Origin of the sequence: Bacillus sp. FH, assembly GCF_052216825.1 — a bacterium.
GTDB lineage: Bacteria > Bacillota > Bacilli > Bacillales > Bacillaceae_G > Bacillus_A > Bacillus_A paranthracis.
Window position 1 is genome coordinate 135,043 of record NZ_JBQOUU010000001.1, and the last position, 23,093, is coordinate 158,135.

At 32.7% G+C, this 23,093-nt stretch carries 27 protein-coding genes; 11 read left to right on the forward strand and 16 right to left on the reverse strand.

Annotated features, from left to right (window positions below):
• Positions 1–486: 486 nt before the first annotated feature.
• Positions 487–918, forward strand: coding sequence for a GNAT family N-acetyltransferase (locus ACTT1L_RS00770; protein WP_442821720.1), 432 nt, complete (start codon positions 487–489; stop codon positions 916–918).
• Positions 919–1,420: 502 nt separating this feature from the next.
• Here the strand turns inward: ACTT1L_RS00770 and ACTT1L_RS00775 are convergent.
• Positions 1,421–2,218 (reverse strand): GNAT family N-acetyltransferase, encoded by a 798-nt coding sequence (locus ACTT1L_RS00775; protein ID WP_000638718.1) that lies wholly within the window; start codon positions 2,216–2,218, stop codon positions 1,421–1,423.
• A 242-nt stretch (positions 2,219–2,460) separates the two neighbouring features.
• The gene (locus ACTT1L_RS00780) at positions 2,461–3,240 is read right to left on the reverse strand and encodes a BC_2878 family exosporium-associated protein (protein WP_442821721.1); all 780 of its coding nucleotides are present in this window, start codon (positions 3,238–3,240) and stop codon (positions 2,461–2,463) included.
• 237 nt (positions 3,241–3,477) lie between these two features.
• Here ACTT1L_RS00780 and ACTT1L_RS00785 point away from each other — a divergent pair, with 237 nt between their 5' ends.
• The gene (locus tag ACTT1L_RS00785; RefSeq protein ID WP_001062732.1) at positions 3,478–3,798 is read left to right on the forward strand and encodes a hypothetical protein; all 321 of its coding nucleotides are present in this window, start codon (positions 3,478–3,480) and stop codon (positions 3,796–3,798) included.
• Positions 3,799–3,852: 54 nt separating this feature from the next.
• Here ACTT1L_RS00785 and ACTT1L_RS00790 read toward each other — a convergent pair whose 3' ends face one another.
• The 5 genes from ACTT1L_RS00790 to ACTT1L_RS00810 form a co-directional block, all read right to left on the reverse strand.
• Positions 3,853–5,388, reverse strand: a complete 1,536-nt coding sequence (locus ACTT1L_RS00790; RefSeq protein WP_442821722.1) for an MDR family MFS transporter — start codon at positions 5,386–5,388, stop codon at positions 3,853–3,855.
• A 23-nt stretch (positions 5,389–5,411) separates the two neighbouring features.
• The gene (locus tag ACTT1L_RS00795; protein ID WP_000400898.1) at positions 5,412–6,119 is read right to left on the reverse strand and encodes a hypothetical protein; all 708 of its coding nucleotides are present in this window, start codon (positions 6,117–6,119) and stop codon (positions 5,412–5,414) included.
• Between the two features lie 18 nt (positions 6,120–6,137).
• Positions 6,138–6,848 carry a bactofilin family protein gene (locus tag ACTT1L_RS00800; protein ID WP_001258379.1) on the reverse strand — a complete coding sequence of 237 codons (711 nt, stop codon included), beginning with the start codon at positions 6,846–6,848 and terminating at the stop codon, positions 6,138–6,140.
• Positions 6,849–6,861: 13 nt separating this feature from the next.
• Complete coding sequence (locus ACTT1L_RS00805; RefSeq protein ID WP_000102250.1) at positions 6,862–7,485, reverse strand: YhbD family protein; 624 nt, start codon at positions 7,483–7,485, stop codon at positions 6,862–6,864.
• Positions 7,486–7,643: 158 nt separating this feature from the next.
• Positions 7,644–9,380: an ABC transporter substrate-binding protein gene (locus ACTT1L_RS00810; protein WP_442821723.1), complete on the reverse strand. Its 1,737-nt coding sequence runs from the start codon at positions 9,378–9,380 to the stop codon at positions 7,644–7,646.
• A gap of 101 nt (positions 9,381–9,481) precedes the next feature.
• Here ACTT1L_RS00810 and ACTT1L_RS00815 point away from each other — a divergent pair, with 101 nt between their 5' ends.
• The gene (locus ACTT1L_RS00815; protein WP_434606217.1) at positions 9,482–10,720 is read left to right on the forward strand and encodes an MDR family MFS transporter; all 1,239 of its coding nucleotides are present in this window, start codon (positions 9,482–9,484) and stop codon (positions 10,718–10,720) included.
• A gap of 81 nt (positions 10,721–10,801) precedes the next feature.
• Here the strand turns inward: ACTT1L_RS00815 and ACTT1L_RS00820 are convergent, their stop codons facing one another.
• From ACTT1L_RS00820 to ACTT1L_RS00855, 8 genes are all read right to left on the reverse strand, one after another.
• Positions 10,802–11,470, reverse strand: coding sequence for a YjgB family protein (locus tag ACTT1L_RS00820; protein ID WP_001267132.1), 669 nt, complete (start codon positions 11,468–11,470; stop codon positions 10,802–10,804).
• 28 nt (positions 11,471–11,498) lie between these two features.
• Complete coding sequence (locus ACTT1L_RS00825; RefSeq protein ID WP_048557953.1) at positions 11,499–12,344, reverse strand: aminopeptidase; 846 nt, start codon at positions 12,342–12,344, stop codon at positions 11,499–11,501.
• A 99-nt stretch (positions 12,345–12,443) separates the two neighbouring features.
• Positions 12,444–12,839: a hypothetical protein gene (locus tag ACTT1L_RS00830; protein WP_000847587.1), complete on the reverse strand. Its 396-nt coding sequence runs from the start codon at positions 12,837–12,839 to the stop codon at positions 12,444–12,446.
• Positions 12,840–12,916: 77 nt separating this feature from the next.
• On the reverse strand, positions 12,917–13,159 hold the full coding sequence (locus ACTT1L_RS00835) for a GlsB/YeaQ/YmgE family stress response membrane protein (protein ID WP_000638307.1): 243 nt from the start codon (positions 13,157–13,159) through the stop codon (positions 12,917–12,919).
• Between the two features lie 179 nt (positions 13,160–13,338).
• A complete protein-coding gene (locus tag ACTT1L_RS00840) occupies positions 13,339–14,304 on the reverse strand; it encodes a nucleoside hydrolase (protein ID WP_242301639.1) in 966 nt (321 codons plus the stop codon).
• A gap of 77 nt (positions 14,305–14,381) precedes the next feature.
• On the reverse strand, positions 14,382–14,570 hold the full coding sequence (locus ACTT1L_RS00845; protein ID WP_000621882.1) for a YvzF family protein: 189 nt from the start codon (positions 14,568–14,570) through the stop codon (positions 14,382–14,384).
• A gap of 70 nt (positions 14,571–14,640) precedes the next feature.
• Complete coding sequence (locus tag ACTT1L_RS00850) at positions 14,641–15,426, reverse strand: class I SAM-dependent methyltransferase (protein WP_242301641.1); 786 nt, start codon at positions 15,424–15,426, stop codon at positions 14,641–14,643.
• 196 nt (positions 15,427–15,622) lie between these two features.
• Complete coding sequence (locus ACTT1L_RS00855; RefSeq protein WP_046199222.1) at positions 15,623–15,991, reverse strand: hypothetical protein; 369 nt, start codon at positions 15,989–15,991, stop codon at positions 15,623–15,625.
• A 478-nt stretch (positions 15,992–16,469) separates the two neighbouring features.
• On the opposite strand from ACTT1L_RS00855, the gene ACTT1L_RS00860 reads away from it, so the two are divergent.
• The 8 genes from ACTT1L_RS00860 (at position 16,470) to coaW (ending at position 22,471) form a co-directional block, all read left to right on the forward strand.
• Positions 16,470–16,622, forward strand: coding sequence for a YqbF domain-containing protein (locus tag ACTT1L_RS00860; RefSeq protein WP_073541767.1), 153 nt, complete (start codon positions 16,470–16,472; stop codon positions 16,620–16,622).
• 155 nt (positions 16,623–16,777) lie between these two features.
• A complete protein-coding gene (gene exsC / locus ACTT1L_RS00865; protein WP_000148803.1) occupies positions 16,778–17,212 on the forward strand; it encodes an exosporium protein ExsC in 435 nt (144 codons plus the stop codon).
• 304 nt (positions 17,213–17,516) lie between these two features.
• Entirely contained in the window at positions 17,517–18,719 is a 1,203-nt protein-coding gene (locus ACTT1L_RS00870; protein ID WP_000269250.1) for an MFS transporter, read from the forward strand.
• A gap of 161 nt (positions 18,720–18,880) precedes the next feature.
• Positions 18,881–19,180 carry a hypothetical protein gene (locus tag ACTT1L_RS00875; RefSeq protein ID WP_242301645.1) on the forward strand — a complete coding sequence of 100 codons (300 nt, stop codon included), beginning with the start codon at positions 18,881–18,883 and terminating at the stop codon, positions 19,178–19,180.
• Between the two features lie 170 nt (positions 19,181–19,350).
• Positions 19,351–19,713: a hypothetical protein gene (locus ACTT1L_RS00880; RefSeq protein ID WP_000756889.1), complete on the forward strand. Its 363-nt coding sequence runs from the start codon at positions 19,351–19,353 to the stop codon at positions 19,711–19,713.
• A gap of 180 nt (positions 19,714–19,893) precedes the next feature.
• Positions 19,894–21,093, forward strand: coding sequence for an LL-diaminopimelate aminotransferase (locus ACTT1L_RS00885; RefSeq protein ID WP_000222674.1), 1,200 nt, complete (start codon positions 19,894–19,896; stop codon positions 21,091–21,093).
• A 55-nt stretch (positions 21,094–21,148) separates the two neighbouring features.
• Positions 21,149–21,547 carry a 3-hydroxyacyl-ACP dehydratase FabZ family protein gene (locus ACTT1L_RS00890; RefSeq protein WP_048557957.1) on the forward strand — a complete coding sequence of 133 codons (399 nt, stop codon included), beginning with the start codon at positions 21,149–21,151 and terminating at the stop codon, positions 21,545–21,547.
• Positions 21,548–21,640: 93 nt separating this feature from the next.
• The gene (gene coaW, locus ACTT1L_RS00895; RefSeq protein WP_242301649.1) at positions 21,641–22,471 is read left to right on the forward strand and encodes a type II pantothenate kinase; all 831 of its coding nucleotides are present in this window, start codon (positions 21,641–21,643) and stop codon (positions 22,469–22,471) included.
• Between the two features lie 6 nt (positions 22,472–22,477).
• Here coaW and ACTT1L_RS00900 read toward each other — a convergent pair whose 3' ends face one another.
• A complete protein-coding gene (locus ACTT1L_RS00900) occupies positions 22,478–22,987 on the reverse strand; it encodes a 2'-5' RNA ligase family protein (protein ID WP_442821724.1) in 510 nt (169 codons plus the stop codon).
• Positions 22,988–23,093 lie beyond the last annotated feature (106 nt).

Below are 23,093 nucleotides of genomic sequence, written 5' to 3' on the forward strand. Positions count from 1 at the left end.
CAAGATAAAACTTTTATATAAAAGGCCCATAATTAAATACACTTAACTTCATATGATATATTGCATCCTTTCTTTTTAGAATGAGTAGTCGTTACTGAAGGGCACTTTTCGAAGTGCTCTTATTTTTAAATCCCTTTTCTTTTTCAGGAGGTTTTTTTTGCTAAATCCTAATACGATTTTTATCACTCAGGCTGGGGATTATTATATTTCCTTACTAGTTCCAATAATATAGTAGCTACACCAATTAAAATAAGCCTATAAACTCTATACGCTTAAATAATAATGCGTTACCAAACACAAGAACTAGTTTTACACTAAATTCACAAGGTTCTTATCCTCTTTTAGTTGAAATTATCATTTCAATACCAGCAAATCTACAACTTCAACTAATAAATTTTGCAAATGTGCTATATTAAGGTTCTTTTGATATAGCATCTTATGTTTTATATAATAAAAATAGTGCTAGCATTCCGAAGGAGGATGTCTATGAGTATCCAAATGGCTACATCTAATGATTTAGAATGGATTAATAATCAATACGACTCAATAGGATTTGTACGAAGTGATTTAAAAAGAGATAAAGTTGCAATTATTACATACAACAATGAATATGCAGGTGTTGGACGATTAGTCCAAATAGATGAAGATACTTTAGAAATGGGTGGAATTTATATTCTTCCTCAATTTAGAGGGCTACAATTAGCTGGGGATCTTGTTTCATTTTTAGTAGAAACTGCGAAGAAATTACAAGTTCCAAATGTATATTGTCTTCCTTTTGAGGAATTAGAAAACTTTTATAAGAAATATGGCTATACTGAGGTCGATACTCCGAAAGAAGTTGTTCATCCAATTATTCTAGAAAAATATAATTGGTGTTTGGATCATTATGAAAAGCATGTTTTATTATTTAAGTTGTAAAAGTACCTAAAGTGAGTATATATAAATATTAATTATACTTTTCCGCATAGATAATAACCCTAATTTATTTGGTCAACATCAGCTTCTACAAGATATACTATTACTTCTTACGCTGTCTTTTTTCTTAACCTTACTTTTGTATAAATGATTAGTTTGTTTAAAATTACCTTAAATCGTATTCAAATAAACTAATCGAAAGGCCAATTCCTATATAATACAATTAAGTAATTAAAAGGAGCGTTATTTATGATAGATGTAATAAGACTCGTTATCTTTACTGTAGTTGCAATTGGTGCCATTATTAACATATACATAGAATTTAAAAAACCTAAAAAAAGTATATTCTCAATCGTTTTTTTATCAGTACTCTTAATTGGATCCTCAGGGTTAATTAAAAATATTTTATCTCAACTTTTATAGAAGATTGATTAAAAATCAACCTCCCGTCAATAATGTAAATAACATGATTGTATCTCTCCATTCCCCCTTTGGAGAGGAGCAGTTAGCTTTGGCTAACTGCTCTTTTATTTGAACTATTATCCACAAAATAAGTATCATACGCCTTATCAAAAACATATCCTAGTTTTTCAGCTAGTTTTGCAGATGTAGTATTCGCTGCATCCCAGTTTGGATATATCCCTTTTTCTAAACAGTCCAAGATTAGTGCTGCACTAACTATAGTCGCCAATCCTTTTCTTCTATAATTGTGATCAGTCGCAACTTCAATTTCAATGCCATTATCATAAATGCTATATGATGATGCACCGCATACAACTTCTCCTTTATACAAAATACAATACCCTATACCTCGGTTTATATAATCTTCTACTGATTGAAATTGACTTGTAAAATCTTTAGAGACTTTATGTAATGTAGGGTTATTTACGATATTTTCATCTATTCTTCTTAACTCGTATCCTTTTGGAAGCGCTGATATAAGAGATTGTAATTTTGAACGATCAAAAACTTCTGCATTACATTTAAATTTATAGCGTAAAAACTTATCTATTTTTCTTTCGTAAAATGTTTCTAAACGCTTTTTCCATTCTACACTATTTACGATGACTAACATTCTATCAGGAATGTTTCGAAGCAATTCTTCTGTTTCTTTCACCTTTGAATCCCCAGCGTAAAATGTAAAGATCCCTACCGTAATTTGCGCTACTGTCGGATTTTCAAGATCATTTACCCAAGCGGTACCCATATGTCCTTGTAAATAAGAAAGTAAAACAACGTTATTGAAATCTTCGAACATAGTAACTAATTTTTCTCTTGTATGTATATTCGCTTCATATATCATTTACATTCCTGCTTTCTTTAGAATTAATGTACTTCTACTCTTTTCTACATATAAGCAAACGTCTACTACATTCCATATAATTATAAATTATTCATAAATATAAAATTATTATAACATCTAAAAATAAGTAAATGACTGTCCTGTAAAAAGGTTTACAGATAATATACTTAATAATAATTCGCAATCTATATTATTATGTAAAACCCTTAACATTAGTTTAAGGGTTCATTTAAAAATATATGTTATAACTCCTTCTTATAAACAAATGATTCTGTTCCTCCGTTTTTATATACTTTAGTCACTTTAACAACTGATGTGTACGTATTATCGTCATTCGATATTATCTTTTTCATCTCTTCTATTTCAGCATTACCAGTTCCACTCTCTATCCTCAAACAATTCGAAATGTTGAGGTATCTACTCGATGCGAAAAGAATAATAAACGTAAGATCAGGGAAATTAATGAACAGTATTCCAAACTTTAAAGGATTCGTAGCCGTATCAGATAATACTAGTCGGAAACTTAATAATTCAGGCACTTGAACAAAATCTTTAGAAACAATTGCTTCACCTATTATAGTAATTTGTTTTACTACATTTCCCATCTCATCTATAAACCCAGTACAACTAGGCGCATCAATTGTTTTTGCTTGAAGTGATAAATTCAATTCTGAATTGTGAAAGTCAAAAAAGAGTGTGCTTCCCTCTGTTAAACATTGCGGACAAACGTTTCCAAGTAGACTGAAATCCTCTTCAATAAATTTGACTTTCGTTTTACAACTACAAACTTTTCCTATTCGAATTGCATCAATCTTAGAGCAATCTACAAAAATAACCTCATCGTCCTCTTGTACGAAGGATACGACACCATTCTTCTTATTAAATGAAAGAAAATAAGATACAACAATTTCATTTCCGGCAATTACAATACTCTCAACTTTTGTAAAAGGCTCTAGACTTCGCAAAAATTCACAAATACTATTTTGGCAACATCGATCATTTCGTTTCGGCTCACAACCCACTTACACTCCATCCCTTCTCTATATGTTTTATCTCATACACATAATATGAGGGGGATATGAGAAAAGCTTGGACAATATAACTTTAACGTAGGAATATATTTGCCTACTTATCGCATTAAAAATGAGTACTAACACTTAAATTTCCCTATAAATACATATAACAATTTCATCTTTCATGAAAAAAACGTTATAATGAAGTGTAGCCTCTACGATTACGTTATAAAGGAGATTAAAACAATGGCTAAAATTAAAGTATACCAAGCAAAAGAAGAAAATATGGAAGCAGTAAAAAACATCATTGATGTTGAAGAACAAAATCCAACTGCTGAAAACTTACAAAATCTATACGCATGTGTATTAGATACTGAAGATATGGCATTGCCTGAATCATACATTGAAGAAGATATCTTAATTGATTCTATTGAAGTTATGGTTAACGCTTCTCAAAGCAAAATAAGAGACTTAGGTGCTTACGATGTAATCGAAGTTCAAAACAAAGGTAAGAAAACACAAATTTTATTATTAGCAGACGAAGAATACGAAATCATCGAAGGCTAATCTAAATCCGTACATACGAAAAAGCTCCTTTCCAATTGGAAGGGAGCTTTTTCATTACGCTTTTGATGTTTCGCTCTTTTTATTCTTTTGTTGTTTTTTAATTACCATGCGCTCATTTCCCATAAAGAAAATAAATATGAATGCTAAACCAGCTGGTACCAATGCCCACATAAATGTTTGGACAATTGAGCTAGAAAGAGCATCAATAATTTTATCTAATATTTGCGGTGGAATTTGAGATCTTGCCGATTCTGATAAAATAGCTCTTGAATCTCCTAAAGCGTTTGTATTCATTCCCCCGTTCATACCTTTAAATGCTTCTTCTAATTGATCTTGAAAACCTGTTCTTTGGATCATTCCGAAGATTGTAATACCAAGCGTCATGCCTAATGAACGAATGAAGTTACTCGTTGAAGTCGCAGACCCTCGCTGTTCCATACCAAAGTTGTGGATAGCCGCCATACTTAGTACAGAGAATGAGAAACCAACTCCAAATCCAATAATAATCATATACACTGTTAATAATACACGACTTGTTTCTGGCGTTAATGTGCTTAATAAAAATAGTCCAATTAGCATAATAACAGCAGAAATAATCATAATGTTTCGATAGCTAAGCTTCGTCGTTAAAAACCCACCTAATTGCGCTGTTACAACTGATCCTAACATCATCGGTAATAGTAATAACCCTGAGTTTGTTGCGGTACCTCCGTATACACCTTGAATGAATAACGGAATGTATACAGTTGCTGACATAAACGCAGCACCATAACATAAAGCAATAATGGTACTCATTCCGAATAAGCGCTGCTTAAACATCTCAAATGATATGATTGGCTCTTCTACTTTTCGTTCAATAAAAATAAATGCAATAATTAAAATAGCGAATCCACCAAATAAACTTAAAATAAAGCTAGAATCCCAATCATATTTTTGTCCGCCAAGTTCAAGTGCAAACATTAAAGAAACTACTGCACCAATTAAAGTAATTGCGCCAAACCAATCAATTTTTTGTTTTCTATGAACTCGTGATTCTTTATAAAAGAATGTAATAAAAATAAGTGCTAAAATACCAAGCGGTAAGTTAATGTAAAATACCCAGTGCCAACTAATATAATCTGTAATATATGCGCCAAGTAATGGCCCGAAAATACTTGACAATCCAAATACTGCTCCGAATAAACCACCCATTTTCCCGCGCTTTTCAGGAGGGAAAATATCAAACACGATAGTAAATGCAATCGGTACTAATGCCCCGCCGCCAATACCTTGAATCGCACGATAAATGCCTAACTGTGTAATGTTTTCAGCAGTACCACAAAGTGCCGAACCAATCATAAAGACGATTAAACCAAAAATAAAGAATCTCTTTCTACCATACATATCTGATAGTTTGCCGAATATCGGCATACCTGCCATTTCTGCGACCATATAGGCAGAAACGACCCATACAAAGTTTTCAAGACCTCCTAAGTCACCAACGATCGTTCCCATCGCTGTTACGACAATGGTATTATCCATTGATGCCATTAAAATACCTAGCAATAAGCCCGCCACAATAAAGCCGAGCTTATTATTCTTCTCAACCATAACCTTGCTCTCCCTCATACTACTTATATTTGTTTATGTTCTTTTACGACTGTATTACCCTTTTGATTAAAACTAGTATGATATTCTACAACACTAATTTCACACCCAGGGCCAATTGTAACGTTGTTTCCTCTCACTATGTCAGCAATCGTATGTTCTAAATAAATATCATCTCCTTCAACAATTGAAGTTTGAAGGTTTCCAACATGACTAATAAAAGGAAGAAATCTCGCTTTTTTACGAATCGTAATTTTTTTACCACCAATTTCTCTTACCTTACTTCCTTCATAACGAAGTGAGATTTGAATATTTTCACCATTAAGTAATCCATCACTTTCAAGACCACCAGTTAATGATAAATCTTCTACTTCAATATTTCCCCTCACATTTAAAGCACCTTTTACATCGACAAAATCACCTGAAAACTTCCCAGCAATATCTATCATACCTCTAACTTTTGTTTTTTCAATATGTGCATCACCATGCATTTTTGTATTACCATATACTTTTACATATTCTGCATCTACAGTTCCTTGTACTTCACTATCTCCATACACAACATAATTTTTTACTTTCATATTCCCCCGTACATCACTCGTGCCGTACGTTTTAAATTCATTACAGCTCATATCATTAGAAATCGTTCCTTCACCGCGAATCTTCACTTTATTATAATCTCCGCCTGCTGAATTACCGGAACCATTTACTGTGAGACTATGTGGATGTTCCATATTACTTTCTCCTTCCCATTAAACCTGCTTAATTTCTTTTACATTTGCGCTTTTATCAACAGTAAGAACACCTGTATATTCAATGAGTTCAATCTCACAGTTCGGTCCTACTGTAATATTGTTTCCTCTTACCGTTCTTATGTGAGCATAATCAATATCAATATTGTCACCTTCTAATAGTTCAGCTTCTAATTGCAAGCCAAATACTGTTTTAAATAGCCTACTTAATGTACCTGATCTATGTCTTACTTTAATCGTTTGACCACCAATTTCTTTCGCGCGACATGTACCGTGAATATTAATATTTATTTCATCAGCGCTTAATAATCCGCCAATTGTAAATTGTCCTTCTGAAGAAAAAGTATCCACTTCACAATTACCGTCAATTGTTGCTTGACCATTGACTTTAAATTCTTCACCTGTGACATTTCCGCCTATCGTACCTTTTCCTGCAATTTTCAAACTGTTTGCCTTTACATTTTGCGTAATTGTAGCTTTTCCATCAATTCGCATCGTTTCAGCATGAACTGTGCCATCAACTTTACCAGATCCGCTAATTCGTGCTCTGCTACTTTTCAAGTCGCCAGTAACTGCACCGTAACCGTTACATTCAAATTGCTCACATTCAACATTTCCATTCACAGTTCCTTTTCCGTTTAATTGCACTTTATGAAACTCGCCGCCATTCGATGAACCGTAACCATTTATAATCAAATTATCTGTACGCATACTTTCTCCTCCACTACAACAATTTAGTTTTTAATGCTTCGGTATATTTCATAATCGCTTCGCGTAAAACGATTTTGGTGCCTTTTTCAAAAATTAAGTCATCCACGTTTGAAACTAAGAAACATGTAGAAATCCCTAACTTTCGGACAATGATTAAGTCACACGTTTTATGTTTCATTGCTTCATAATTTTCACTTAAAACTTGCAAGACCATTTTTCCTTCTTCTAAACTAATCTCTCCCGATTGTAGTAATTCTTCTAACATGTACACATAAAGAATATCTACAAATTGAAACTCTGCTGTTTTATTCGTTTGTTCTATGAAAAATTGTAAAACTGGTTCTGATGCAATCCCTTTACGTAAAATGTCTTCCTTCGTTAAAAGAATTTCTCTCACACTCGGTGAGAACATATTCGCTAGTTCATCAAGTGATAGATCCTCTTTCATCGTTTGGATTTTATCAATTCGCTCTAAAATCTTTTCTTTCGGAAAAAATGTCTCCTGACCCGTGAATGTAGACTTTCGTACAAACCAATCTTCCGGTATTAAATTTTTTCTTTTCCACCTATATAACTGTCCGTATGAAATACCAGTAAGTTCTAATAAATCTTTTTTTGAAATTAAATCTGTACTCAACTGTATAACACTCCTTCCTGATAACAATGTAACATAACACTGTTACGTTGTAAATGGGCTTTTATCACAAGTAGCGTAACAATGTGTAAAACAATCCTATTTTACATACAAAAAGGCTCTTATACATCTCATGAAAAATGCATAAGAACCTTTATCTATCAAGGTTTAAACCATATTCTATAAAAATCAATCCACCCTTGTGAATTAATCATTATATTTTGTACTTTTTCATGAGAAGTTACTTGTTGTTTGTTGCGATATAAAGGAATAACATGAATTTGACGTAACAATGTGTCCTCAATATCGCGTAACAGTGTAACTCTATTCTCTACTTGTTCTTGTTTGAAATAAGGAGATAACATTGCATGAAAGTCCATGCTGCTTTGCCCATGAATAAAACTATTTTTTGTAAGAAACATGTATAGTAGACTATCTTCTATTCGTTCGCTAATCGTTGCACTATCGTGCATCATATCAGCCTTTTGTATCGTATTTATTTCCAATAACTCTTCTATTTCAAGAAAATTATTTTCTACACGAATCCCGTACTTCGCACACTCTTTTTGTATCCATTGCGCATCTTCTACATGATCTTGCCCTGTAAATGTGTAAAGTTGTAACACTTCATTTTGATACATACTTTCTTTAATTAAACTTTCTATATCTTCCTCAATCTCTACTATACTGTCACTAGCTAATAATATTTCCTTTGCCACTTCTCCACGTTCTCCGCCGAGTTCTTGAACGATTGCATGGCCATGAATGATTTTATATAACGCTTTTCGGAACATATAATTTTGCATTGGTCCTTCTTTTGCAATATTGCATGTTATATATGTCACGTTCGACTCAAGTCGAGATAATTCTTTATTATATTTTTCTTTATCTTTATACTGCGCCTTTACTAAAATATCGTATGTATTTACACTTTGTTCTACATTCAATAGTTCAATTCGGTCAAGAAAAGATCTTTCACGATAATATAAATCATGTGCTTCCAATACAAATAAATGTGCATTCTTTTCGCTTAATTTAAAGGGACCTGTTCCAATGAGGTTTCCTGTTTCATCTTCCTTTACGATAGAACACTGTTCTGCACTTATCATATGTAAAAACATTCTATTTTCCGTACGTAACTGAATTTCAATAACATATTCATCTACTGCGCGGAAGCTTTCAATATGTTGTAACATCCACGTATGTGGGTTATTTTCAGCATTCATAAATCGATTCAATGAATGTATAACATCATGTGCAGTAAGTTGTTTCCTATTATGAAAGTGAACTCCTTTTCGTAAATAGAACGTCCATATCTTTTCTGCATCATTATATTCCCATTGAAAAGCTAGCCTTGGTTCTATATAGTTTGATTCCTCATTTACATATACGAGTGTATCAAAAATATGTTTAACCATATGACATTCCGATCGCATTGTAGCGTAGACCGGATCTAATGCAATATCTAAATTCATTTGAACCTGCAAACGAAGGACATCTCTTCTTCCTTCGGATGTCCTTTCTATTTGATGACCAAATATGGAATCCATCCAAGCTTCATACTCTTTCTTTACTAACGGAAATTGTAAGCTGTAGCGTTCCACAAATGAAATTCCGCTTCTTACATCCCCTTTTTTCGTTAGTTCTTTTCCTCTGTCTAAAATTAATGTCATTGGTTGCTTTTGAAATATTAATTTAGAACGATTCCCTCTCCCGCGACCTGGAAACCAAGTAATCCAATGTAACTCTTCTAATTTTTTTATAATTAATTTACTATTACGCTCTGTACAAAATAATGTTTCTGCTATCATTTGTACGGTTACTTCTAATCGTTCTCCTTCTCGTCTTCCTTTACCGTAGACACACCATAGTTCAATATATTGATCTAAAATAAACATCATACTCCCCCTAAAAGGTGAAAAATACCCCCTTTTATTTCTACCCTTTTTCTCTTTCTCCTTTCATCTTATCATTTCAATATAGAAAGGAGGAATTAATATTGACCAATCTCTTACTACGTTATAACAAACCAATTATTATAAGAATGTGCGGCGAATTATTAATCCGAACAACAGAATCCATGTTAGCCATCATTATGATTATTTACGTTGATAAAATGTTAAACGGTAATATCATAATAACTATGCTAATTTTCGGATTACAACCACTTTCAGACATTGTATTTACACTTATTGCTGGAGGAGTGACTGATAAATATGGACGAAAGAAAATTATGTTACTAGGATTGTTACTACAGGGCGTTGCAATCGGTAGTTTCATTTTCGCTCAATCCGTTTTTATCTTTGCATTATTATACGTTATAAATGGTATTGGCCGTTCCTTATATATTCCCGCTCAACGTGCACAAATTGCTGATTTAACAAAACATGGGCAGCAAGCAGAAATCTTCTCACTTCTGCAAACGATGGGAGCAATAGGTACTCTAATCGGTCCTTTAATTGGTACTATTTTTTATAAGACTCACCCTGAATATGTATTTATAGTGCAAAGCATTACACTTATAGCATATGCAGTCGTTGTTTGGACGCAGCTTCCAGAAACTGCTCCGGCAATGACAACACCAACGCAAAAGCTTAAAGTATCATCTCCAAAGCAATTTGTACACAAACATTACGCCGTATTTGGACTAATGATTACTACAATTCCTATTAGCTTTTTTTATGCACAAACTGAAACAAATTATCTTATTTTCGTGAAACATACAATTCCGGATTTCGATCGCATACTCGTTTTTATTACAACATGCAAAGCTCTTATGGAAATCACTCTACAAGTTTTCCTTGTGAAATGGTCTGAACAATTTTCTATGGCGAAAATCATACTTATTGCTTACACCTGCTTTACGATAGCTGCAATTGGCTATGGATTTTCAGCAACAATCTTGTCACTATTTTTCACATTACTCTTTTTAGTCATTGGAGAAAGTGTTGCTTTCAACCATTTGCTTCGATTCGTTTCACAAATCGCTCCTACAGATAAACGTGGATTGTATTTTTCAATTTACGGGTTACATTGGGATGTATCTCGAACGTGCGGTCCTGTTATCGGTGCGGTTTTATTAAGTAAACTAAACGGTAGTATGCTATTTTATAGTTGTGCTTGTTTCTTAATGATTGGCGGCATTATCCAAGCTCTTTTTGTTCAAAATTTAGAGCGTAAGAAAAGAAGAAAAGATATTCAAAAAGATGTTTTAGAGCATCCCCATCATATTTTATAAAAGGAAGTTTCTTATTTACACCCAAAAAAGGATGTCACATAGTCATCGATTTCGACTTTTATGACATCCTTTTTTATTATCCTACCCTGCCATTTTATTAATACTATCCTCAGGTGAAAATACCGAAATATGATTTACCTTACCAGTCGATTTTGGAATGATGAATTTTAACTCAAACTGATTGTTTACTTTATATACATATATTTTATCTTCACCATTTCCTTTAACTGAGTTTGGTTTTCCTAATGCCTTTTCAATTTCTTGTAATGTAATTGATTTTAGTTCTGCATGATAGGAGCGTACATCAAAAACTTGTGATCCTTTATTAAAACCGAAGGAAACATTTTTATTTGTAAAAGTTGCGTACATTCCGTTTCCTGCTTGTTCTGTTTTATCTGCTTTCCCCCACGCTTTTTCTATTTCTTCAATATCTCCTGTATGCGCTGCGAACGGAACATTAGGTACTTTTCCTTCTTTCGCTAGTTCAAATAATTCTTTAACGTGGTTAATTGATTTTTGATTGATTACTGTATCTTTCGTGCTTGGATCTATCTTTGGTTTTGTTGACCCTGCCTTATTTGATTTTTCATCAGGCTCTTTCTTTTCTTCAGAAGTATTATTCTGTTCATTTTTACTATTTTCCGTTGTTGGATCTGTTTCCTTTTTTTCGTCCGTTCCTTTACATGCTACTAATGCAAAAATACATGTAAAAGCGAGAAATAACATACCTATCTTTACATACACTCTCATACATTTCAGCCCCCTATCATAATCCGATTCATTTCGATAACCAATCCATTACACCTCTTTTCAAATTGTGTTTGTTCCAAAAAGTAAATACTTCACTCTCGCCCAATGCTTGTGCAACATATTCTACAAAAGCTGTTCCTAAAAAATAACCGAGTCGGTTGTATCCAAAATATTGTCCGCCAGATAACCGAAACCACTCTTTCTCTTTTTCAAACGTCCATCCTTCTATATAATCTTTCAAAAAACGTTTCTTTATTTGTTCTTCATTGTCTATATAATATTGTAACCAACGTTCACCATCATCGTCATATGAGTAATACACGGATTCATTTAAACCTTTCACAATTTGCTTTGATACGTATGTTGCAACACCTTCACGATACAAATTAACTGCCGCATCGGTCCACTCAGCTTTCTCCCAATCCATTCCATTATTTTGTAACATAACATTATGATATATATGCCCTATTTCGTGAGCGACAATAACACGAAGGTGATTTAAATTTGGAGATAATTTTTCTGCGGCAAAAAACATATCTCCAATAATCTCTCTTTCTACAAATGCATTTGATCCAAATCCTCCAACAAATAAATGAAATTTCATTTTTACATCAAAGTTAAATTTATTATGATATGCATTTGTTACCTCTTGGATAATGATTGGTAATGTTTTAGTAATGATACGAATGTCTTCTATTTTTGCGGGATATTGTTTTATGGCATTAGAAAGACGTTCATTCGTATTAGGACAATGATACTTAAAGTATTCTTCAAATATCTCTGGATGCGAAGTGAAGTATTGATTGAGGACTGCTAATTCTACGTCGGTGCTTTCCCATAATTTTAAAAAACTTGGAATTGTATTGTTTATCATTTTTCCATCTCCTTATATATCCCTTCTCGCCATTTACACTGCACTCCTTCCTTAAATAGAAAAAAGCTGCCCAAAAAGGACAGCTTTACATATGTATTTTTACACTTCGATTGACTTACCATCTTCAACAATATGGTAAAGTAAGTGAGCTAAATGATGAATTGGACCATATTCTTCCTCTTCCTCATCCGTTTCGCCTTGGAATTCAAGATCATTTAAGTATAGTGCTAAAAATTGATAGTATAATTTTAAGTCAAATCCGTAACACGCAGTTGGCTCTTCATGATCTCCTTCATATTGTAGCATTAAGTATTGATCATTTCCTTCTGCATCTTCTGCGTCAAAGAATACGAAGAATCCAACGTTTGTATCTAAATCAAATAGATGACGAGTACCTTTTTCTGTCGCTTTATTGAAGTCCTCTTCACTTAATTTATGTACTGTTGTCGCTTTAGCATTATCTTCTTGATGAAAATTTACTGTAAATGTTTTCAATGCTGACACCTCCTGATTGTATAATACTAGCATAACATATAAAAAGGACTGCTTACAAATGTAAACAGTCCTTACATTCATTTTCGCATTGCTCGCAATAAGAAACTTACGATGAAGATTAAAATAATCGCACCAATTAAAGCTGGAATAATTGCATATCCGCCGATTACTGGGCCGAAACTACCAAGTAATTTCCCACCAATCCAAGAACCAATAATACCAGCAATAATATTACCAATTACACCGCCTGGTACATCCCTACCAGTAATTAAGCTAGCAAGCCACCCTAATATACCACCAACGATTAAAGACCAAATCATATGATAACCTCCTTTATATTTCACCAATCAAAATATAATTAGAAACAATTGCTTACCATTAGTTATGTTACATTTTTCATAAGTTATTCATGGAGCATAACTGTATTTTTTTGTAAAAATAATACATGTTAATTAACTTTTTAGACTAACGATTTATGCAGCTTGAGATATTACACTTATTATGGACAATCGGGCTTCAATATTGTCCGCATAAACTCTTCTTTAAATGCAGGATAATTAAAACCAACCGCAATTCTTTGTATCGGCCGATCATCAAACCTCGTCGGCTCAGCTATTTTTCTAAAGTCAGCCACACTTTGTCCTCTTGTTACGTCATTTGTCGTACTAATCCAAACTGCAGATTTTTTATATTCAAAAATATCATCATTTATAAATGAAATGAACGGAAGCAAATCGTGAATCGGACTTCCAGCAATACCCGGGTATTCTTTTTTATAAAAGTTCTCATAATAAAAATCAATCATTGGTTTAATAAGCTTTGCCTGCCCTGTTCCTTCTTTATTAATAATATCCACCATTTCAGGCGTAATTAGGGCCTGTTGCGTTACATTTAATGGATAAATAGTCGCATTCTTTGCGTACTTCATTACAATATTTGCAGCAATTGAATCTCCATAAAAATTTGCCTCCGATACAGGAGTAACGTTACCAGGAAATAAAAACGCACCGCCCATAATATAATACGAACATATTTTATCCATTACATTTGGATATAATAAAAATAATGTTGCCAATGTTGTTAATCGTCCTGTCGCTACGATAATAATATCTTCTGGACAAGGCTCAATTAATTTAATTAATTCACAAAAATTTTCCCGTTTACAAATCCTCATTTCAGGTGGAATAATGGGACCTAAGCCGTGCTCTCCATGAATTTCAGGAAAAAACAAAGGTTCTTCAGCTGTCATCGGTCTTGCTGCACCCTCAATGATTTTTACTTCTGTAGCATAGTATCTTTCTAAAAAATACACATTTTCTGTTACGATTTCTCGCGATACATTCCCATATTCAGCAACAATACCTAAAATATCTAATTTACATGTTTTATTTGCATAAATTAACGCCACAGCATCATCAATACCAAAGTCTCCAAAAAAGATGATTTTCTTATTAACTATACTCACCCCTCTTCAGCATTATCTACTATTATTAGTATGTAAAAAAGACAAGGCTGTGAAACGGTGCAAACTAAAAAAGCCGCCTATTTATTGGCGACTTCAATCTTTTTATAAGATAAATATGCTAGCACATTTTTACTTGAATCATACTTTGGATTATTTCCTTTTCTTGGTTCTCTCGTATGTGTTTTTTCAAATCCAGGAATATCCGGCATTTTCTCCATAAATTCAAGCATTTCTTCTTCAGTTCCTTCAATACGTACGCGAATCATTATTACATTTCCTCAATTCTCATTTTCTCTGTTACTAAGTATAACGTACTTTGGAAAGACTGCAAGAAATTTATCTTTTTAATGTTAAACTTTTTTTACATACAAACAATGCCATTTCAGTATAAAACGATATAATTTTATTATTTTCATATTGAATGTTAAAGAATTCTTGCATTTCAACTGATGTTTTCATCATACATTCTGTTAACTTCACCCGCTTCTGTAAAGGTACATTCATCATATCGCACCACCAGTCAAAATCAAATTTCTTGTCAAAAGTAAGACATGACTGCATTTGCAAACCATTTTTCTCTAATAAGGTAATCCATTCTGTTTTTTTCAAAGCCCGTTCATGACTCGGATCCCGCTTTTTTTCTATAAAATTATAAAATGTATCGTATTCATTATTTTCCGGTGAAACATTATCTATTAAAATAAACAATCCATTATCTTCTAACGTACGATTTACTTCATAAATAAACTGAGCTGGATTCGTAAAGTGATGTGCTGCAATTCGGCACGTAATTGTATCAAAAGAACTATCAGAAAACGGTAAACTCTCAGCGTTTCCAGCAACAAAAGACACATTTTCATGGCCGTTACTTATAATAAATTTTTTTGCATTCTCTAACATTTTTTCTGTTAAGTCTAAAGCAACTACTTCGTTAAACAATGGCGCTAATACATTTGCAACATGTCCTCCGCCAGTAGCAATATCAAGAAGACGATTATTATGACGAGACTCAACTTGTTGAACTACATATTGTAAATCCGGTCCTTTAGCATGAATTTTACTTTTTACATACTTCTCCGCATTATTACCAAACTGTTGTTTCACAAGCTCTTCTTTACTCATTTTATCATCTTCTTTCTATTGTTATTTACATATAGAATTCATATAATAATTAAAGTTCTCTTTATGTATTTTCAAATCCTCTTTTCAGCTCACTTCTTATCATGCTGTCCTATCATCAACATAAAATCGATTTTCCGTTTACATATAAAACAAAAAAGGCTACGGGAACTTGTCCCCTAACCTGACCAAATATCAATTACATTTTTACTTTTTCATATACATCTATATAATATAAATCCTCTTTCAACTTCATAATAACGTCTACTTCGTTATAAGTAGCCTCACGAGCATGTAAACCAAATTGATCCATACCAATCCATATCCATCCAGGTGTATGATAGAGAACATCTATGTTAAAATACTCTAATTTAGTAAGCTCCGATTTAATAAATTTATCTTTATTAGCAATTTGTTTATCTATTAAACCATATTCTTTTCCATTTTCCAATAGCGATATAATTTTTCCTACAATCGGGTGTTCACGAACAATAAAGTGATATTCCTTTTCCTCCACATTCGCCACAATTAAACAAGAATCAGATAAATCAGCCTCTAAATTCGACATCTTTATTTATTCACCTCCTTTATGAGTTTCATAAACATAATAACAAATGAATATTCAAATAATATTAATATAATGTAAAAAATAAAAAAGCTGACTTCCCTTTAGAAATCAGCCTTTATAGTTTAATCATCTGTATACTTTTACAAACTATTATAATGTTTCTTTTTCCTCATCCTTTCCAGAAACTAAATTCCCAATAGCATCTGCTGTTACTTCCACCACAAATTCACAAATTCCTGCTACAACTTCTCCAATCACTTCATCCATCATGTTTACCCCCTTATTTTATGTAACTTATTTGTAGTATAGAAGAGATTGGTTATTTTTAACTATCGGAAAACGTGACAACAACATTACAATTTTGTAAGCTTTTTAATTTGTTTCGCTTCTATACTTTGAAACTTCAAGTATGATTCACAAGCATATAGGTCATCATAATATTAAGTGAATACTAATTTTGCTAGAGGAGGCGTGTAAAATTTACTACGTAAAATTAATTAAAGGTCAATCCTTCTATGCTTTTAATCATCGTTTCTTAATGTCTGAAGAAGAAGAGGTTTCCGAGAAAGTTTATAATTACTTACGTCGTAATGAATTTTTCGAAGTACGCAAAGAAGAATATTCGGCCTAAGTACAAAAGCACCAAGAAAACCATCACTGTATTGTGATATTTTCTTGATGCTTTTTTGTGAATTACTCCTTTTCAACAATTAATGTCGACTCTATTATTTGTCCAAGCTATTTCATTGCTATTTTCATATTTTAGTATAAGAGGAGGTGACGAATATGACTCATATCATTGATTACCAAGCTACTCAACCTATAAGTAAAACGGGTGAAACCACTTTTGCAATTCCAGCTTCTCCAAATAAAGCAATTCTAGCAAATTTGAAAGTAAGAATTTCAAGTAGAAATTCACGTAATAATCGTGTAGAGTTAATCGCTACAATTGGTATAGAAGGTATATCTGGGACTTCACAAGTTTTATTCCGAATTTTCCGTGATAACTTTGAAATTTTCAATGCACAAGCAGGTATTGAATCTACAGATTCTGAGCAATTCTACACTCAAACATTTCAAGCTATAGATCAAAATGTTAGCAGTGGAACACACCAATATTCATTAACTGTAGAAAACCTTACTAGTGGTGCAAGCGCAGAAGTTGTTGGTCCTCTATCTTTTAGCGCTTTAGCTATTGGACAAGAGCGTAAATGCTGCTAAGTGAATCTAATGTTTAATTTTGCAATTGAGAAAAGCGAGACATAGTTATATGTTCTTGCTTTTTTATTTTTTTAATATTTATCCCTACTATTCATTATGTTTTAATCATTTAGTATTTACATTTTGATTTGCTTATTTTATCAATTAACGAATCGATTTTTTGACAAATCAAAAAAATTGAAATCCACTCATGAAACACGTAATATAGACTCTGACTCTAAAAAAGTTCGTTAAAAATAATACATAAAATAAGGAGGTTTTATATACGAGTTTTTCATTTTAAAAGACGGAGAGGTTTTATATTATGTGGCGTAATAAAAATGTTTGGATTGTTTTAATTGGGGAGTTTATTGCTGGTTTAGGGTTATGGCTTGGAATTCTTGGCAACCTTGAATTTATGCAAAAATATGTCCCTTCTGATTTCATGAAATCAGTTATATTATTTATCGGACTATTAGCAGGTGTTCTAGTGGGACCTATGGCTGGTCGTATCATCGATCAATATGAAAAGAAAAAAGTCCTTCTTTATGCTGGTTTTGGTCGTGTTATTAGTGTTATTTTTATGTTTTTCGCTATCCAATTTGAAAGTATCGCCTTTATGATTGCATTTATGGTTGCGCTTCAAATTTCAGCAGCATTTTATTTCCCTGCATTACAATCTGTAATTCCACTCATCGTACGTGAGCATGAGTTATTACAAATGAACGGTGTACATATGAATGTAGGTACAATCGCTCGTATTGCAGGTACTTCACTAGGTGGAATTCTTTTAGTTGTAATGAGTTTACAATATATGTACGCCTTCTCAATGGCAGCATATGCTTTATTATTCCTCTCAACTTTCTTCCTACAATTCGAAGATAAGAAATCAACAACACCTAGTAAGCAAGCAGCAAAAGATAATAGCTTTATGGAAGTATTTCGTATTTTAAGAGGAATTCCGATTGCTTTTACAGCACTTATATTAAGTATTATCCCTCTATTATTTATAGCTGGATTTAATTTAATGGTAATTAATATTAGCGAAATGCAACATGATCCAACGATTAAAGGCTTTATATATACGATTGAAGGTATCGCATTTATGTTAGGTGCCTTCGTTATTAAACGTTTATCTGATCATTTCAAACCTGAAAAGTTACTATATTTCTTCGCTGTTTGTACCGCTTTTGCACATCTATCATTGTTCTTTAGCGATATAAAATGGATGTCTCTTACATCATTTGGGTTGTTTGGTTTTAGTGTTGGTTGTTTCTTCCCTATTATGTCAACAATTTTCCAAACGAAAGTGGAAAAAAGCTATCACGGCCGTCTCTTCTCATTCCGTAATATGTTTGAGAGAGTGATGTTCCAAATTGTCTTACTTGGCACAGGCTTCTTCCTAGATACGATTGGATTGCAATATATGGTTTTAATCTTCGGAGTTATTTCATTATTCATTATTTTCATATCGCTATCTAAACAGAAACAGTATGAAAAACAACCTTCGCAATCTGCGAATTTATAACATAATTAAAGAAGCATGGATTTAGTAGTATTAAACTAATCCATGCTTCTTTGTTTTATATAATCTTATTTATTACGTTTATTGAAATTATTAAAAGGAGTAAACACTCTTACCTTCGAATACATTATATAAACTATTATCTACAACAAGGCGGTGTAGGAATGTCTGATGGTATGCAATTATTTATTATCTTTATTTTTGTAATAGTTATGTTTAGCATCCTAAACTTTTTAGCCATTTCCCTTTCTCAGCATAACTTTAAAAGAAGAATTGTCGCAGGTTTTATATTTTCACTACTGACTCCCCTTGTCTTTTTGACTACCACAGCATTCGCTTCTATATTTGATAAAGCTGGATTTTGCGCAGGTACATTAGCCTTTATTGTTGTAATTGTATATATTTTAAATGGAATTGTGATCCTACTTTCCTCTCTATTCTTCCTCAAAAGAAACATCACATAAACTATTGTACTCGGCATGAATCTGACTTTACACTAGATTCATGCTTTTTCAATCCCCCCTAAATTTTTATATGAAATTAAATAATTCTTTATAAAAATTTAAACTTTATTTATTACAATGTTCGTATCGTATTCGCACGTTTATCGAAAATGAAAAGAAAGGAGTACAAAATGAAAAAGGTTCTATTACTTATTCCATTATTCATTATACTACTCAGTGGATGTAGCAATAATGACATATACGGCACTTGGGAAGTCGTTGACAATAAAAACGGTCTTTGTCCTATATCGTATAAATTTGAAACAGTTGTAAAAGAAGAAAAGAAAGAAAAAATCATTCAATATTTAGTAGAGATGCAAACAACGAAGAAAAAAGAAGATTTATACAAAGGCTCATTTGTTAAGGATTCTAATGTATATCACATTGATTATGGTAACTCATTTACATCAGATCAAACTTTAAAAGTTGTCGATGGCAAATTAAACGTATACTTTTATGCAGTGGAAAAATTATGTACATATAAAAAGAAATAATTACACTTCATATCAAACGCAGAAAATGTTTTCTGCGTTATTTTGTATTCCATCTCTTTATCCTCCCTCTAAATTTGTCAATCATTTTAATTTTCACAAAAAAGTGATAAAATGTAAGCATGTGTTTTCAGAATAATTAAAAACGCAGGAAGAAAACACTGTTTTTTAGGAGGGGTTTTGATGACTTACACGTTAGCAACTAGAATGAAAGCATTCCAATCTTCTATATTTAGTGAATTAGGGGCCTATAAAAAAGAAAAAATTGCAGCAGGTCACAAAATGATCGATTTAAGTATCGGGAATCCTGATATGCCACCTGCTGATTTCGTAAGAGAAGAAATGGTACATACAGCAAATCAAAAAGAAAGCTATGGATACACATTAAGTGGTATTCAAGAATTTCACGAAGCTGTAACTGAATATTACAACAACACTCATAATGTTATATTAAATGCCGATAAAGAAGTTTTATTATTAATGGGGTCACAGGACGGACTCGTTCATTTACCTATGGTTTATGCGAATCCGGGAGATATTATATTAGTTCCTGATCCAGGATATACAGCTTATGAAACAGGAATTCAAATGGCTGGAGCAACATCTTACTACATGCCTTTAAAAAAAGAAAATGATTTCTTACCTAACTTAGAGCTAATTCCTGAAGAAATTGCAGATAAAGCGAAGATGATGATTTTAAACTTCCCAGGGAATCCGGTTCCAGCAATGGCTCATGAAGATTTCTTTAAAGAAGTAATCGCATTTGCGAAAAAACATAACATTATTGTTGTCCATGATTTTGCTTATGCTGAATTTTATTTTGATGGTAATAAACCAATTAGCTTCCTTTCTGTGCCTGGTGCTAAAGAAGTTGGCGTAGAAATTAACTCTTTGTCAAAAAGTTATAGTTTAGCAGGTAGCCGTATTGGTTATATGATTGGTAATGAAGAAATTGTCGGGGCACTTACACAATTTAAATCTAATACAGATTACGGAGTGTTTTTACCAATTCAAAAAGCGGCATGTGTTGCACTAAGAAATGGCGCTGCTTTTTGTGAGAAAAACCGCGGTATTTATCAAGAACGTAGAGATACTTTAGTTGATGGATTCCGAACATTTGGCTGGAATGTTGATAAACCAGCTGGCAGTATGTTCGTCTGGGCCGAAATTCCGAACGGCTGGACTTCTATAGATTTCGCATATGCATTAATGGATCGTGCGAATGTCGTTGTTACGCCAGGTCATGCATTTGGACCTCACGGAGAAGGCTTTGTACGCATTGCACTCGTTCAAGATAAAGCAGTGTTACAACAAGTTGTTGAAAACATTAGAAATAGTGGCATTTTTTCTCTTGAAAAAGCAGAAGAATTAGTTAAAAATTAATGATAACTCCCCTGCTTAACTATAAGCAGGGGTATTATTCATTGGAGGTACTTAAATGCATATTAAAGACACTCTTCCTCATCGTTATCCATTTTTAATGATTGATAAAGTAACAAATGTAAAACAAGGTGAATCCGTTACAGGATATAAACTCATTACAAATAACGAATGGTTTATAAATGATAGTCAAAAACATATGCCTCATATGTTAATTGTAGAAGCACTTGCTCAGCTTAGTGCATTTGTACATACAAGTGATTCTAACGGACTAGGCTTCCTTTCCTCGTTAGATGGGGTTACATTCCATGAAAAAGCATATCCCGGTGATAAACTTAATTTGCATTATGAGTTAACTCGCAATCGCCGAGGTTTTCTACTAGGTAAAAGTACCGCCACTGTTAATAATCAACCGATTGTAACGATAGAAAAGCTATTAATATATCAAGCAGAATAAAAATCATGTAATTCAACGGGGGTGTCTATCTCCTAAAAATTCGTTTCATCAACATGAACAGAGTAAATAAATCACTTGGTTAGGAGCAGACAAATGGAAAGTACTATTGGTATCGATGCTGGAGGCACATTAACGAAAATTGCTTATTTGGATGAACAAAGGCAATTAGCTTTTGAAAAATTTTATTCAAATGAACAAGATAAAATAATAGATTGGCTTAAGAAAAACACTGTTAAAAAGCAAATATGTATTACAGGTGGTAAAGCGAAAGAATTACAGCAACTACTTTCAAACTCATATAAAATAGTAGAACTAAATGAATTTGAAGCTACTCTTATAGGTGTCCGATACATTTTAAAAGAAGAGAAGTATGATATAAACAACTTTATTTTAACAAATATCGGTACAGGTACTTCTATTCATTACGTTTATAATGACCAATATATTCGAGCTGGTGGAACCGGTGTTGGCGGTGGTACTATTATGGGACTTTCAAAATTGTTAACAAATATAGATCATTTTGAAGATGTGATTCCTTTAACAAAAGTGGGTTCTAGAAAAGATTTAGATATTACAGTTGGAGATATTTATGGTGGGATTCTCTCCCCTATTGATAATAGTTTAACTGCAAGCAATTTTGGTAAAGCCGCTACTATAGAATCAAATTATAATAACTCAGATATACTTGCTACTGTACAAGGACTTGTCGGTGAAGTCGTTACTGCATTAAGCCTTCAATTCGCCGAAACAAAAAACATTGACCATATTATTTATATTGGTTCGACTCTATGTAATAACATACATCTTCAAAATATTATTAGTAGCTACACAAAATACCAAAATAAAACACCCATCTTTTTACGAGATGGTGGTAATAGCGGTGCGATTGGTGCTTTACTTTATGCTACGAATAAAAAAAGCTGACTTTTGTCAGCTTTTTTGCAACGGTACTTCAAATTCAATAATTGATTCCCCCTTTTCTCCAATTCGCTCTACACTAATTCTATCAATTACACATTGTAACTTTTCAGGGAAACTATGAATATCCTTGGCTACTTCAGTAGCTAACTCCGCACTTTCTTTTCTCCCGACTGTTACATGCGGTATGTACGGAATATCTTCTTTCAAAAATTGTAATAAAGGTCCTGTATACAGGATATCATGTAGTTTAGTTATTTGTTCTTTCCCCCGCTCCACTTCTAAAAACAAATAGTTTCTTACATGAGTGATACAATTTGCAAATTCAATTTCAATTTTGCCTACCCCTCTTGATAAATTCAAAATATGAGATTTTAATTCATCATTTGAAATATCACTCTTAAATGGAAATACAATTGTTATATGCGGTGGAATTAATTCAAATAAAGGATCATGTTTTTGTCTAATGTTCTCTATTTTATCGATGGACATATTATTGAGAAAAGCTAAAATTGTACGCATTTTTATCCCCTCTACTTTTCCTTATTTTAATATGTATCATATTCTATAACAATCTTGCACTTCAACAAATTATTTTACTTACCTATAAAAATAAAAAACTTCTCAA